This is a genomic window from Streptomyces apricus (assembly GCF_008369065.1).
GTDB classification, from domain to species: Bacteria; Actinomycetota; Actinomycetes; order Streptomycetales; family Streptomycetaceae; genus Streptomyces; species Streptomyces apricus.
The window spans coordinates 220644-233900 of the sequence record NZ_VDFC01000043.1 but is presented as its reverse complement, the minus strand read 5'-3'; the positions used below and the strand labels follow the sequence as shown (position 1 = coordinate 233900).

At 73.0% G+C, this 13257-nt stretch carries 9 protein-coding genes, 2 tRNA genes and 2 pseudogenes; 2 read left to right on the top strand and 11 right to left on the bottom strand.

The window, feature by feature from the left end; all coding sequences use genetic code 11:
- From FGF04_RS19185 to FGF04_RS19175, 3 genes and pseudogenes are all read right to left on the bottom strand, one after another.
- Nucleotides 1-202, bottom strand: a pseudogene (locus FGF04_RS19185) (IS5/IS1182 family transposase); the annotation flags it as partial.
- A 91-nt stretch (nt 203-293) separates the two neighbouring features.
- Nucleotides 294-366: transfer RNA gene (locus tag FGF04_RS19180), tRNA-Arg, on the bottom strand.
- A 263-nt stretch (nt 367-629) separates the two neighbouring features.
- Nucleotides 630-720 (bottom strand) — tRNA-Ser (locus tag FGF04_RS19175).
- A 283-nt stretch (nt 721-1003) separates the two neighbouring features.
- On the opposite strand from FGF04_RS19175, the gene FGF04_RS19170 reads away from it, so the two are divergent.
- The gene (locus FGF04_RS19170; protein WP_149512543.1) at nt 1004-1462 is read left to right on the top strand and encodes an SSI family serine proteinase inhibitor; all 459 of its coding nucleotides are present in this window, start codon (nt 1004-1006) and stop codon (nt 1460-1462) included.
- A 207-nt stretch (nt 1463-1669) separates the two neighbouring features.
- Nucleotides 1670-4802 (top strand): annotated as a pseudogene (locus tag FGF04_RS19165) (PAS domain-containing protein).
- A 105-nt stretch (nt 4803-4907) separates the two neighbouring features.
- Here the strand turns inward: FGF04_RS19165 and FGF04_RS19160 are convergent.
- From FGF04_RS19160 to FGF04_RS19125, 8 genes are all read right to left on the bottom strand, one after another.
- Nucleotides 4908-6587, bottom strand: coding sequence for a long-chain fatty acid--CoA ligase (locus FGF04_RS19160; RefSeq protein WP_149512542.1), 1680 nt, complete (start codon nt 6585-6587; stop codon nt 4908-4910).
- Nucleotides 6588-6776: 189 nt separating this feature from the next.
- The gene (locus tag FGF04_RS19155) at nt 6777-7322 is read right to left on the bottom strand and encodes a SigE family RNA polymerase sigma factor (RefSeq protein WP_149512541.1); all 546 of its coding nucleotides are present in this window, start codon (nt 7320-7322) and stop codon (nt 6777-6779) included.
- Between the two features lie 323 nt (nt 7323-7645).
- Nucleotides 7646-8560 (bottom strand): DUF1906 domain-containing protein, encoded by a 915-nt coding sequence (locus FGF04_RS19150; RefSeq protein WP_235882397.1) that lies wholly within the window; start codon nt 8558-8560, stop codon nt 7646-7648.
- Between the two features lie 145 nt (nt 8561-8705).
- The gene (locus tag FGF04_RS19145; protein ID WP_149512539.1) at nt 8706-9878 is read right to left on the bottom strand and encodes a lipid-transfer protein; all 1173 of its coding nucleotides are present in this window, start codon (nt 9876-9878) and stop codon (nt 8706-8708) included.
- Nucleotides 9875-10342: a hotdog family protein gene (locus tag FGF04_RS19140; RefSeq protein WP_149512538.1), complete on the bottom strand. Its 468-nt coding sequence runs from the start codon at nt 10340-10342 to the stop codon at nt 9875-9877. The genes FGF04_RS19145 and FGF04_RS19140 overlap by 4 nt, the downstream gene beginning before the upstream one ends.
- Complete coding sequence (locus FGF04_RS19135; protein ID WP_149512537.1) at nt 10339-11433, bottom strand: acyl-CoA dehydrogenase family protein; 1095 nt, start codon at nt 11431-11433, stop codon at nt 10339-10341. The genes FGF04_RS19140 and FGF04_RS19135 overlap by 4 nt, the downstream gene beginning before the upstream one ends.
- 1 nt (nt 11434) lies before the next feature.
- On the bottom strand, nt 11435-12475 hold the full coding sequence (locus FGF04_RS19130) for a bifunctional MaoC family dehydratase N-terminal/OB-fold nucleic acid binding domain-containing protein (protein ID WP_408055642.1): 1041 nt from the start codon (nt 12473-12475) through the stop codon (nt 11435-11437).
- A gap of 38 nt (nt 12476-12513) precedes the next feature.
- Nucleotides 12514-13257 (bottom strand): acyl-CoA dehydrogenase family protein (locus tag FGF04_RS19125; protein WP_188114138.1); only part of this gene is annotated, 744 nt, incomplete at its 5' end.

The window sequence follows — 13257 nt, the reverse complement described above, 5'->3', positions numbered from 1 at the left end:
GCCGCAGCGTCAGGTTGGTCCGCCAGTACMCGGCGACCAGCAGGACCCGGTCCTCCAGCGGCAGGCTCCACGGCCGTCCCTTGCGCACCGGGTCCGCCCCCTCCCGCCGCAACGCGGTGATCAGCTTGCCGAACTGGCGCGGGCTCAGGCCGGTGAACGGGCCTATCCAGGAGGGCTCCGACGCCGTGATCACACCAGACACAGCAAGATTATCTCACCCGTGACCGGCAGTTACGGGACAACCCTTAGACCAGAGGCCCCGTGGATTCCTCCACGGGGCCTCTGGTCTGCTGTGCACTCGGCAGGATTCGAACCTGCAACCTTCTGATCCGTAGTCAGATGCTCTATCCGTTAAGCTACGAGTGCTTGTGTGTTCTGTTGTGTTCGCTCTTCCTTCCGGGCTTTTCTGCCTGGTCGGCGTTGCGGGAACAACATTACATGACTGGCGCCGTGAGGCGAAATCCGTTTGCCGCACTCGGTCTGACCTGCGGAAACAGCCCTCAGAGGGGGCGGACAAGGTACCGGGTGGGCGGCCGTCGGGCGCCCCGGACGATCAAGGAACGGGTCCTGGGGCGATCAAGGAACGAACGAAGCCCCGGTCGTGGTGACCGGGGCTTCGTGTTCTTCGGCGGAGGCGGAGGGATTTGAACCCTCGATGGGATTTGCGTCCCAAACCGCATTAGCAGTGCGGCGCCATAGACCGGACTAGGCGACGCCTCCAGCACAACCACCCGCGCGAGCGCTGAATGGTGCGTGCAGATGATGACACAGTCGAGCGGGCTGTCACCAATCGGTTCCCACGGTACTAGGCGGCACGGCCCGAGGGCAAAGCCCCCCGCCTGCGGCGCAACGTCACGGCGCGGACGGCGTTAGAGCAGTGGGGCACGTGCCCCGGCACAGATCCCGGAGAGCCGCCGGGGGCAGCCGCGGAGCCGTTCTTCCAGCTCCCGCGGCCCGGTCCCCGAGCTCCTCTCGCCATCGACCGCACCCCGTGGAGCCCCCCATGCTGCGTCGCACCGCCTTCGCCGTCGCCACCTCCGCCGTCCTGTCCCTCGCCGCGCTGTCCGCCGCGCCGGCGGTCGCGTACACCGACACCTTCCCCCTCATGCCGCTGCCCGTGACCGACCCGGAGGGGGCCGACCACCTGACGGTGACGGTGAGCGGGGTGGGCGGGGGCAAGGACGGCACGTTCGAGCTCGACTGCCACCCGGCGGGCGGCAGCCACCCCGACGCCCGGGCGGCGTGCGAGCAGTTGGACCGGAACACCTCGTGGGGCAAGAGCCCGTTCACGTCGGCCCGGCACGGCGAGCTGTGCACCATGCAGTACGGCGGTCCGGCCACCGCGCACGTCACCGGCACCTGGGCCGGCCGTCCCGTCGACGCGACGTACAAGCGCAGCAACGGATGCGAGATCGCGAGGTGGGACGCCCTCGTGCCCGTCCTGCCGGGTCTCGGCGCGTAGACGGGCCGCGGCCGGGGGCGCGGACGCGGTCACAGGTTCTCCGTGTCTTGCGCATGCGTTCTGCGTCCCCTCTGCGTGCGACCTCCCTCTCATCCGGCGTCACAGCGCAACCACTGCCCGTAGACTCCCTCGCGTGACACGTCGCGGCCCCGTTGGCAAGATGGCTACCGCGGTCGGCAAGGTGCGGTAACAGGGAGGAAGCGTCTCGTGAGCAGCAGGCCATCCCGAGGCGCTGCTCGCCTCGCAGCCATACTCGACGCCCTTCCCGACGCGTTGGTCCTGGTCAACGCCAACGGCACGGTCGTCAACGCCAACACCATCGCCCTGGAGGCCTTCGAGACCCCGGGCACGGCGCTCGTGGGGCGCGGACTGCTCGACCTGCTGCCGCAGTTCGACTCGCGGCTCATCCCCGGCAGCATGCGGCGCCCCGAGACCATCGACGACAGCGGCCGCACCCGCCCGACGCGGATGGTCGCCCGCCGCACCGACGGCAGCGAGTTCCCGGTCGAGGTCACCAGCGCGAACCTGGAGAACGCGCAGCAGGCGTACGACGGCCAGGGCTACACCGGCGACGAGCTGCTGATGATCGTCGTGCGCGACCTGTCCGGCACCGTCGACACGGAGGCCGAGCTCGCGCGTTCGCAGCGGCAGACCGAGATGATCCTGCGCGCCGCCGCCGAGGGCGTGGTGGGCACGGACACCGAGGGACGGGTCGTCCTCGTCAACCCGGCCGCCGCGCAGATACTCGGTTTCCGGGCCAGCGACCTCGGCGGGCAGGAACTGCACCCGCTGATGCTGCACTCGCGCGCGGACGGCGAGCCCTTCCCGTACGAGGAGTCCCCGCTCGCCGACACCCTGCGCTCCGGGCGCAAGCACCGGGTGCGCGGCCAGGTGCTGTGGTCCAAGAACGGCGACAAGGTGCCGGTCGACCTCACCACCGCGCCGGTGCGGGACGGCGACCAGCTCGTCGGCGCCGTGATGACCTTCACGGACCGCCGCCCGTACGACGCCCTCGCCGAGGAGAAGGACGCCGAGACCGAGCGGCACCGCCAGGAGCTGGCGCAGGCCGCCGAGGCGCACGCCGAGGAACTGGCCGCGCTCCGGGAGGAGCACGCCGCGGCGCTCGCCGGGCTGCGCGAGCAGCACGCGGAGGAGCTGGCCGCCGGGGACGACCGGTACGCGGCCCTCGCCGAGCGCGAGAAGGACAGCTACGAGGCCCTGTCCGCACGGCACGAGCAGCTCCTGGCCGTGCTGGGACGCTCCCTGCGCGGACCGCTGGACCAGCTGCGCGGTGAGCTCGCGACCCTCGCCGCCGACGACGCCGGGCAGTTGTGGCCCGAGGCCAACCAGGTCCTGCACCACCTCTCGGCCGGCTACTCGCGCATCACCACCCTCGTCGACAACGTCCTCGCCTACCAGCGCCTCGACTCCGGCACGGAGGGCGTCACCCGTACGAAGGTGATGCTGGACGCGGTCGTCGCCGCCGGTGTGGACGGGGCGGTCGAGCTGATCGGGCCCGGGCGGGTGCAGTTCGCCGTGCACGCGCCGCCCATCGAGGCCGAGGTCGACCCGCAGCGGCTCGCGACCGCGCTCGCGCACCTCATCGCGGACGTCGCGGGCGTCGACTCCACGGGCAACGCGCCGGTCTCGGCCGGCGGCTACATGGACAACACGGTCGTCGTGGCGGCCGCGCWGCGCGGCGAGGGCGTACGGATCGAGGTGCGCGGGCCGTACACCGGGGGAGACCCGGTGCACGAGCCGATCGTGCGCGGGATCGTGCGTGCGCACGGCGGGGTGCTGCAGACGCACGAGGTCCCCGGGATGAGCGGCAGCGCGTTCGTCCTGGAGGTGCCCATCGGGGGCGGGGCCGGGTCGGTCCCGGCTCCCGTCCAGGCCGTGGCCCGGCCCGGACGGCACCTCCGGCGCCGGAGTCCCCGTACAGCCGGAGGCCGCCGCGACGGGCGGATCGTGGCCGGGCGGCGCCGACGGGCCGGCCGCGGCGGAGTCCGTACCGGCCCCGGCCCCGGAGCAGGCGCGCGCGGCGCAGCCGCTTCCCGCCGAGGCTGCGGCACCGGCGCCGACCCCGGCCATCGACCCCAACTCGACCCAGGGCCGGGCGATCAGCGTCCGCACCCTCGGGCAGGGCGTCCCGTTCAACCGCCGCATGATCGACGCCCAGCAGCCCGGGGCCGGCCGGGCGGCTCCCCCGCCTCCCGCGACCGCGGCCACCGCCTCAGCCGCCGCCCAGGCACATCCGCAGGCTGCGGCTCAGCCCTCACCACAGACGGGAGCCGGCGGCGGCACCGGGGCCGGCGCCGCCGCCCCGCAGCCGCAGGCGCCCACACCTCCTCCGCACTCCACCAACGGTTCCGGGCGGCGCCGCAAGCTCGGCACCCGTCCCGAGCCCGTCGCCGAGCAGGCGGAGACGGGACCGCGCGCGCATCCGGGGGCCCCGGGACAGCAGTCCCGGCTCGCCCACACCACCGAGGGCACCGGCCGGTCGTACGCCATAGGAGCTCCGGACGAGAACGCCGACGAAGGCCCCGAGCCCCTCGACGGTCCCGGCGGTGCGGTGGAGGTCGCGAACCAGCCCCATCCGCAGCCGATGGACGACGAACTGCCCCCGGAGCCGCTGGACAACCCGCGCCGGCTGCTGGTCTGGCCCGCGCCGGACATCACCACCCAGCAGGCGCTGAGCGACCGCGGCTACCGGCCCGTCATCGTGCACTCGCGCGAGGAGGTCGACGCGCAGATCGCCGCCTTCCCGGCCGCGCTGTTCGTCGACCCGCTCACCGGCCCGATCACGCGCACGGCGCTCCAGTCGCTGCGGCAGGCCGCCGTCGCCGCCGAGGTGCCGGTCCTGGTGACCGCCGGCCTCGGGCAGGCGACACGCGAGGCGGCGTACGGCGCCGACCCCGCCGTACTCCTCAAGGCGCTGGCGCCGCGTGACAGTGAGCAGCATCCGCCGCGTGTCCTGCTCATCGAGGAGCACGCCGAGATCGCGCTCGCGCTGACGTCGACGCTGGAGCGGCGCGGCATGCAGGTCGCGCGGGCCTCGTCCGACGAGGACGCGGTCACACTGGCCGGGCAGATGCGGCCGAACCTGGTGGTGATGGACCTGATGCAGGTACGCCGCCGGCGCGCCGGGATCGTCGACTGGCTGCGGGCGAACGGTCAGCTCAACCGCACTCCGCTCGTCGTCTACACGGCGGCCGTCGACCAGAGCGAGTTGCCTCGCCTGGCGGCGGGGGAGACGGTGCTGTTCCTGGCCGAGCGGTCGACGAGCGTCGAGGTGCAGGAGCGGATCGTGGATCTGCTGGCGCGGATCGGCACGAACTGAACGACCGCACACGCATGAAGGTAGGCATGAGAGTACGTATGAGGGTGGGGCACTGTTTCACGTGAAACAGTGCCCCACCCTCATACGTGTGCAAAAAGCCGGCTGTCAGAGCTGGGTGACGTCCAGCTCGCCCGCCGCGTACTGCCTGCGCAGCACCTTCTTGTCGAACTTGCCGACGCTCGTCTTCGGCACCGCCCCGATGATCGTCCAGCGCTCGGGGAGCTGCCACTTGGCGATCTTGCCCTCGCTCGCGAGGAAGGACCGCAGGGAGTCGAAGTCGGCGTCGGAGCCCTCCTTCAGGACCACCGTGGCGAGCGGGCGCTCGCCCCACTTGTCGTCCGGGACGGCGACGACCGCCGCCTCGGTGACATCGGGGTGGGCCATGAGGGCGTTCTCCAGGTCGACCGAGGAGATCCACTCGCCGCCGGACTTGATGACGTCCTTGGCGCGGTCGGTGAGCGTCAGGAAGCCGTCGGGGCTGATCGTGCCGACGTCACCGGTCTTGAGCCAGCCGTCCTCGCTGAACTTGTCGGCGGGACGCAGGACCTCGGCGCCCGGGCCGCCGTAGTACGCGCCCGCGATCCAGGGGCCGCGCACCTCCAGCTCGCCCGCGGACTCGCCGTCCCAGGGCAGCCGCTCGCCGTTCGGGCCGGTGAGCCGGGGCTCGACACCGGCCGGGAAGCGGCCCTGGGTGAGCCGGTACGCGAACTCCTCCTCCGAACCGGCCTCCACCTGGGCCGGCGGCCGCGCGATCGTGCCGAGCGGCGAGGTCTCCGTCATGCCCCAAGCGTGGCAGACGCGCATGCCCAGCTCGTCGAACGCCTTCATGAGGGCGGGCGGACAGGCGGATCCGCCGATGGTGACCTGGGTCAGCGAGCTCACGTCACGCGGCTTGGCGTGCAGCTCCGCGAGCAGGCCCTGCCAGATGGTGGGGACGGCGGCCGCGTGCGTCGGGCGCTCGCTCTCGATCATCTCGGCGAGCGGCGCGGGCTGCAGGAAGCGGTCCGGCATCAGCACGTTCACGCCGGTCATGAACATCGCGTGCGGCAGGCCCCAGGCGTTCACGTGGAACTGCGGGACCACGACGAGGGAGGTGTCCGCGTCGGTGAGGCCCATGGACTGCGTCATGTTGACCTGCATCGAGTGCAGGTAGATGGAGCGGTGCGAGTAGATGACGCCCTTGGGGTCGCCGGTGGTGCCGGAGGTGTAGCACATGGCCGCGGCCTGGCGCTCGTCCAGCTCGGGCCAGTCGTAGCTCTCCGGCTTGTCCGCGATCAGGTCCTCGTACTCGTGCACCCGGACGGTCGCCCCGTCGAGCAGCGAGCGGTCGCCGGGGCCCGCCACGACCACGTGCTCGACCGACGCGAGGTGCGGGAGCAGCGGCGCGAGCAGCGGGAGCAGCGATCCGTTGGCCACGATCACGCGGTCGGCGGCGTGGTTGACGATCCAGACGAGCTGCTCGGGAGGCAGCCGGAGGTTGAGGGTGTGGAGGATCGCGCCCATGGCGGGGATCGCGTAGTACGCCTCGACGTGCTCGGCGTTGTTCCACATGAGGGTCGCGACCCGGTCGTCGTCCCGGACCCCGAGGTCGTCGCGCAGCGCGTGCGCCAGCCGGGCCGCCCGTGCTCCGATCTCCGCGAACGAGCGGCGGTGCGGCTCGCCCTCACCGGTCCAGGTGATCACCTGGGATGAACCGTGGATCGTCGACCCGTGGGTCAGGATCCTGGAGATCAGCAACGGTACGTCCTGCATCGTGCTCAGCACGGCGTCCTCCCGGGGCGACATTGCCTACGCGGTAGTAAGGGTTGGGCAAATTCTGCTCACATACCGCGCGGTATGTCACTACTCCCGGGTGATCGATCACGTCACGGCGGGGATTGCTTGCCGGACCCCACGACCCGGCCGTACGCTCTGTGCCCCCGTCGCTCTGTGCCTTCCGTCGCTCTGTGCCTCCCGTGGCCGGTGGGTGCGCCGTCAGCGCACCGGACCCAGCTCGGGGTCCTCGCGGAGCTTGCCGAGCGCGCGCGACACGGCGGACTTGACCGTACCGATCGACACGCCCAGCACCTCCGCCGTCTGCGCCTCGCTGAGGTCCTCGTAGTACCGCAGGACGACCATCGCCCGCTGCCGCGCGGGCAGCTTCATGATCGCGCGCCACATCGCGTCGTGCAGTGCCTGCTGCTCGGCCGGGTCCCCGGCCGGCGGGGCCTGGGGCTCGGGCAGCTCGTCGCACGCGAACTCGTCGACCTTCCGCTTGCGCCACTGCGAGGTCCGCGTGTTGAGCAGCGCCCGGCGTACGTACCCGTCGAGGGCCCGGTGGTCCTCGATCCGCTCCCAGGCGACGTAGGTCTTGGTGAGGGCCGTCTGCAGCAGGTCCTCCGCGTCGCACGGGTTCGCGGTCAGCGAGCGCGCGGTACGCAGCAACACGGGTTGGCGGGCCCTCACGTACGAGGAGAACGACGGGTACGCATGGGTCCGCGTCGCCGCGTTCGAAGCGCTGGTGCAGACGGGTGTGGTCATGGCTCCACGCTAGGATCACCCCCCGCCACGGCGGATCGGCCGCAGGTCCCGAAGCCTTGTCCGCCTCAGGTTGTAGGAGGGGGGCGGGCCCCACCTCCTGAAGGTGGAGGCCGGGCTCCGGGCCCCTGGGGGTTCGCCCCTGAGAGACGGCTCCCGTCGCACTCCCCGCGCACTCCCTGCGCAGTAGCCCGGATCCGGGTGTGATGCGGGAGGACTACGGCGGCCCGGCCACCCGGCCGATGCGCCCGGCCGACGTGTCCTGTCGGCGCCTCCGGCCGGTTCGCCCGTTCGGCGCGCCCGGCCGGTGCGCTCAACCGATGTGCTCAGCCGATGCGCGCGACCGGGGCGTGCATGACGTTGCGGTCGATCAGCAGCGTACGGCCGCCGTGCCGTTCCCGTACGTTGCCCGCGTACTGGTGGATGCGCCGCGCGGGCGTCCACGCGCTCTTGCGCAGCACGGGCTCACGGTGCAGCCCGTTGCGCACGCCCCAGCGTGCGAACCACACCACCGCCGGCAGGTCCCCCACTCCGGCCCGCCGCGACCGCTCCATGTGGCGGATGCCGGACCCGGCGCTGCTGTAGAACCCCGGCAGATAGCCCCGGCGCGACACCTCGCGGTTCCAGCCCCGCACGAACAGCAGGGTGGAGCGGGCGCACTTCTTCTTCTTGTACGCGTAGGCCTCCATGTCCAGGAAGAGCGGGCTCCCCTGCCGCATGCCGAGCGCCGACGCCCTGCGCACCGCGTCGCGGGCCTCCGCGGTCCCCTGCTTCCACGGGTGCCGCCCGATCCGTACGTTCCTCTTGTGCCGTGCGTACACGCAGGTCGACTGCGAGCCCACGTACAGCGGGAGCACCCGCCAGCCCTGCCGGTGCACCGTCCGCACCCAGGCGCGCGTCAGGTGGGGCTGGGACGCGCAGGCCCGTCCGCGGCCGCCGAAGTAGACGCCGACGGCCCGGTACGGGGACGCCCGCCACCTGCGCATGGTGTCCGCGGACGGCGCGCGGCAGGTGTCGAAGGCCCGGCCCTTGAACGTACGCGCCTTCGGTGCCGCGCCGGCCTCCGGGAGGAGCGGGTTCCCGTCCGGGGACCGGTCCGTGTCCGGAGCCTGCGAGCCCACCGGAGCGGCGTCGCCACGCGGCCACGGGCCCGCCTCCGCCGGTGGTGCCGCCGCGAGCCCCAGCAGGAGCAGCACGAACCCGAGTCCGACGATCATCTTGTGACATCGCAGCCAACGCATGGGCCGAGTCAACGGCCCCGACCGCCGCGCGGGACCGGACCGCGCCCGGACACGCGCCACGTTCATCCGTCCGCCCCACCGGCGGCCCATCGGCCGGTCGGTCCACCGGCCGATCAGGGATCTGGGCGATCAGGGATCCGGGCGATCAGCCGCGGTCGTCCGAACCGAGGATCAGTCCCGATGTCGGAACGCCCGTCCCCGAGGTGACCAGGACGCGGCCGGCTCCGGGCACCTGGTTCACGGACGCGCCGCGCAGCTGCCGCACCCCCTCCGCCACCCCGTTCATCCCGTGCAGGTACGCCTCCCCGAGCTGCCCGCCGTGGGTGTTCAGCGGAAGCCGCCCCTCCGCCACGAAGTCCGCGGCCTCCCCCGGCCCGCAGAACCCGAACTCCTCCAGCTGCATCAGCACGAACGGCGTGAAGTGGTCGTAGAGGATGCCGACGTCGATCCCGGCCGGCGTCAGCCCCGACGTGCGCCACAGCTGCCGCGCCACCACGCCCGCCTCCGGCAGCCCCGCCAGGTCGTCCCGGTAGAAGCTGGTCATCTGCTCCTGGGCCCGCCCCGCGCCCTGGGCCGCCGCCACGACCACGGCCGGCGGGTGCGGCAGGTCGCGGGCGCGCTCCACCGAGGTGACGACCAGGGCCTGACCGCCGTCCGTCTCCTGACAGCAGTCGAGCAGCCGCAGCGGCTCGACGATCCACCGCGAGGCCGCGTGGTCCGCGAGGGTGATCGGCCTGCCGTGGAAGTACGCCGCCGGGTTGGTCGCCGCGTACGCCCGGTCGACCACCGCGACCTGCCCGAACGCCTCGGGAGTCAGCCCGTACGCGTGCAGGTAGCGCCGGGCCGCCATCGCCACCCAGGAGGCGGGTGTGAGCAGCCCGAAGGGCAGGGCCCAGCCGAGCGCGGTCCCCTCGGCGGACGGCTGCCTGCGATGGACCCCGGAACCGAACCGGCGCCCCGACCGCTCGTTGAACGCCCGGTAGCAGACCACCACGTCGGCGATCCCGGCGGCCACCGCGAGCGCGGCCTGCTGGACGGTCGCGCAGGCCGCCCCGCCGCCGTAGTGGACGCGGGAGAAGAAGGACAGCTCTCCGATGCCGGCCGCCTGGGCGACGGTGATCTCGGGGCTCGTGTCCATCGTGAACGTCACCATGCCGTCCACGTCGCCCGGCGCGAGCCCGGCGTCGTCCAGCGCGGCGCGCACCGCCTCGACCGCGAGCCGCAGTTCGCTGCGCCCGGAGTCCTTGGAGAACTCGGTGGCGCCGATCCCGACGACGGCTGCCCGCCCGCCGAGACGGTCCTTCGCCCGCACGCTCATGACCGCGGCACCGTGCCCTCCCACGACTGCGCCGGGGACGGGGACTGCTCCGGGGACGAGGACGGGGGCACCGTGAGTGTGACCGTCCCGGTGACGTGGTTGCCGAGGCCGTTGGTGCCGAGGACCCGCACCGTCGCCGTGTCGCCCCGGACGTCCTCCACCACGCCGGACAGCACCATCGTGTCGCCGGGATGGTTGGGCGCGCCCAGCCTGATCACCACCTTGCGCAGCACGGCCGCGGGTCCGAAGTGGTCCGTGATGTACCGCCCGACCAGCCCGTTGGTCGTCAGGATGTTCATGAAGACGTCCGGCGAGCCCTTCCGCCGCGCCGCCTCGGCGTCGTGGTGCACGTCCTGGTAGTCCCGCGAGGCGATCGCCCCGGCGACGACGAGGGTGCGGGTGATCGCGATCTCCAGCGGCGGCAGCGTGTCCCCGGCCCGCGGCGGCCCGGCCCCGACGGTCATGCGTCCTCCTCCGCCCGCACGCTTCCCCGCACGATCGACTCGCCCAGCTCCTGCAGCAGTTCGCTCCCGCATCCCAGGTACGCGTCCAGCTGCCGTCCCCACAGGAAGTGCCGGTGCACGGGGTGTTCGAGGTCGGCGCCCGTGCCGCCGTGCAGGTGCTGCCCCGCGTGGACGACGCGCTGTCCCGCCTCCGAGGCCCACCAGGCGGCGGTCAGCGCGTGGGTGGCATACGCCAGCCCTTCGTCCCTGCGCCACGCCGCCTCGTACGCCGTGACCCGTATCGCCTCGGTGTCCAGGTGGGCGTCGGCCGCGCGGAGCTGGACGCCCTGCTTCGTCGCGAGGGGCCGGCCGAACTGCTCGCGGGTGTTGGTGTGGGCCACCGCCCTGGCCACCGAGCCGGCGCACACCCCGGCCTGCAGTCCCGCGAAGGCCGTCCGCGCGGTGGCGAGGACGTCGTCGTACGCCGCGGTCGCTCCGTCGCGGACGGTGCCGTCGCTGGCGCGGCCGGTTCCGCTGCCGTCGCCGCCGCCGAGCCGTTCGGCCGGGGTGGCGGTGAGGGTCAGGCGTCCGGCCGACCACGGGGCCGTCAGCTCGACCGGCTCGCACCCCGCGTCGACGGTCCGTACGAGCCACAGGCGGCGGGCCTCGTCGGCGACCAGTACGTGCGTGGCGTCGCGGAGCCACGGCACCGCGGGGACCACACCGGTCAGCTCCCCCCGAGATCCCTCCCGTACGGCGGCCGCGGGCAGCGCACCGGTGACCACGACCGACCCGTCCGCAAGGCCGGGCAGCAGCCGCTCCCGCTGTCCGGCCGAACCGTGCGCCGACAGCGCCAGCAGCCCGTAGACGCAGCTCGCGGCGAACGGCACCTGGGCCGTCGTCCGCCCCTGCTCCTCCAGCAGGAGCACCAGCCCGAGGAGCCCGATGTCCTGGACGGCGCCCGGCAGTCCGGCCTCGCACAGGGTCTTCCACAACTCGCCGTCGCTGCCGGTTCCGGCGGCCCGCAGCCGCTCGTGCGTGGCCAGGTCGCCGAAGATCCGCGCGGCCAGGTCACGGGCCGCCGCCTGCTCCTGGGTCGGTGCGAAGTCCATGTCAGCCACCGTTCCTGCCGGTCACACCGGTCACGCCGGTGACGCGGAAGACGGGCAGCTCCAGTTCCTCGTCCACCCGCTCGAACTCCAGCCGTACCGGCATCCCGATCCGCACCCGGTCGTACGGCACGCCCACCACGTTGCTGATCATCCGCACGCCCTCGGCGAGCTCGACCAGCCCCACGGCGTACGGCGGGTCGAAGGCCGGAAAGGGCGGGTGGTGCATCACCACGTACGAGTGGACGGTCCCCTCGCCGGTCGCCTCAACCGTGTCCCACTCCAGGCATCCGCAGGCGTTGCACCCCGGCAGCCAGGGGAAACGCAGGGTTCCGCACCCCGCGCACCGCTGGATGAGCAGCCGGTGCCGGGAGACGCCCTCCCAGAAGCCGGCGTTGTCCCAGTTGACCACGGGGCGGGGGCGCCGGGGCGGCGGAGCGGCGGAGCGCTCCTGGCCCGCGGGCACACGCTCCCGATCCGTGGGCGCACGCCCCCGGCTCGCGGGCGCGCGTTCCCGATCCGCGGGCGCGTACTTGAGGATCCGGAACCGGTGCGTCCCCGCCGGCTCGCCCCCCGCCCGTACGTCCATCCGCGTCGTGACGAAGTACCCCGTGCCCAGCCTGGTCGTCTTGCGCTCCGAGACCGACTCGATCATCGCGTCGAAGGTGATCCGGTCCCCGGGCCGCAGCGGCCGCAGGTACTCCTGCTCGCAGTCGGTGGCGACCACCGAGGTGTACCCGGCGTCGTCGAGCATCCCGAGCAGGTCGAGGTACGCCGCCGAGCGTCCCCCGTGCCCGGACAGTCCCCCCATCGTCCAGGCCTGGAGCATGGTGGGCGGCGCGATGGCGTCCGGGCCGGTGTACGCCGGGTTCGTGTCCCCCATCGCCTCGCACCAGTGCCGGATCATCGGCTCGTTGACCAGGTCCTTGCCCACGCCCCCGGCACCGGCCACCCGCCCCTCGTACTCCTTCAGCCGCGCGTACAGGTCGTCGCGCCCGGCACCGGTACGGAGCGCGTCCGCGGGCGGGTCGGCGGGCAGGTCCACGAGAGGTACTCCTTCGCCGCCCGGCACGGCCCGCGCGCTCACCGCCGCCTCCTGGCCATCCCGAGCCGCATCGTCGCCACGATCTCCCGCTGCACCTCGCTCACCCCGCCCCCGAAGGTGTTGATCTGCGCCGCCCTGTTCATCCGCTCCAGCTCGCCGTCCCCGAAGACACCCGGTGAACCGGCGCGGACCAGTGCGTCCGGTCCGACGATCTCCTGGCACATCCGGTACACCGCGACGGTCGATTCGGTGCCCGCGAACTTCACGCCGGCGGCGTCCCCGGGGGCCGGCCCGCCGGATCCCACGTCACCCACCAGGCGCCAGTTGAGCAGGCGGGTCGCCGCCAGCCGGGCATGCGCCTCGGCCAGCCTCGAACGCACCCACGGCTCGTCGGCCCTGCGCCGCCCGGTCACCGGATCGGGTGTGCGGGCGGCGGCCAGCGCGGCCGCGTAGAAGTCCTCGGCCTGCATGCCGAGGGCCGCGAGCGCGACCCGCTCGTGGTTGAGCTGGCCGGTGACGAGCTCCCAGCCGCCGTTCTCCGCGCCGACGAGCCGGGAGGCCGGGACCCGGATCCGGTCGTAGTACGTGGCGGTCGTGGTCAGTCCGCCCACGGTTTCGACGGGCGTCCACGAGAACCCGGGGTCGTCCGTGGGGACCAGCAGGATCGAGATGCCCTCGTGCTTCGGCGCGCCGGGGTCCGTACGGCAGGCGAGCCAGATCCAGTCGGCGTGCTGGGCGTTGGAGGTGAACACCTTCTGCCCGTCGACGAGCCACTCACCGTC